The 1141-nt window shown below is 35.1% G+C and carries 1 protein-coding gene; it reads right to left on the minus strand.

What is annotated here, in order from left to right:
- On the minus strand, nucleotides 1-428 hold a 428-nt coding region (locus tag HMPREF3032_RS01710; RefSeq protein WP_197413476.1), incomplete at its 3' end, for a cation transporter.
- Nucleotides 429-1141: the final 713 nt, after the last annotated feature.

Below are 1141 nucleotides of genomic sequence, written 5' to 3' on the forward strand. Positions count from 1 at the left end.
CCTTTCATACCATTTTTAACAGCTGCCCATACAATACGCCATCCTAATACAACAAATGTTACGATTAACAATGGAGTCATATATTGTTCTGGTACCCAATTCGTAAGCTCTGCCACTGCCATCACGATAGCGCCAACGATTATGGCAGATAAACTTGCATTGTGTTCATGGTCATGATCATCTTGCTTTGCTTTTTTCGCCGCTCGTACAAATGGTACCACCACAACACCATCTTCTGTAGCATCACAAACCGCTTGAATTTGTTCTTGCAAAGCATCCATATCTTCTAAAGTAGAGGTAATTCGCAATTGTTTCGTACCAATTGTAAAAGTCGCTGCCGACACAGATTCTAGTTGAATTAATTTTTCTTCAATGACACTAGCGCAATTTGCACAGTTCAAATTTTGTAATGTAAAAATGCGTTCCATAGTAACTCCTTTTTATTGATATATTACATATATTTTATGATTGAGTATTCATTCATATATTCATTATATCTACAAAATTCTATTTTGTCAACATATGATTACATATTTATTTATTATTTTTTTATCCCTAGTTTTATCTCATTTCGATAATAAAAAAGCACCCTAGTACTTAGAGCGCTGTATGCGAATTCGAACCGCATCTTTATAACAATATGTTATCGTCGTGCCAGTAGGCCAACAGCGATTTTTTATTTATTCTATTATCTCATGGATTTAATAGACTTGCAAATAAATCGTTTTTATAACCAAATCTACCAATCAGGAGAAGAAAATATTTCTACCAATGTTCTATTTAAAAACGAAACATTTTGGATGACACAAAACGATAAATTACTTCTAAAGCAACACAAGTAGATCTATACACAAAAGCCAGCAGTCCCTATGTTCTGCTAGCTTTCAGGGTTATAGGACAAAATGAGTTGGTAGACTATCTCCCTACACGACAAAGAGGACTTAGCCTAATGGCCAAGTCCTCTTCGCTGTATAGTTGTTATGTAGTGATATATATCTTGTATAACTACAAGTAGGGAAGATATCACAATGCCTCCTGCTACATAGTTGGGCATACATGCTAGCAGGAGGACTTATACTATTTACTGTAGAAAATACGGACAGAGTTAAAGATACAAAGAATGGATACCCCTGTATCTGCA

The sequence above is a fragment of the Veillonella sp. DNF00869 genome, assembly GCF_001553345.1.
Taxonomy (GTDB): domain Bacteria; phylum Bacillota; class Negativicutes; order Veillonellales; family Veillonellaceae; genus F0422.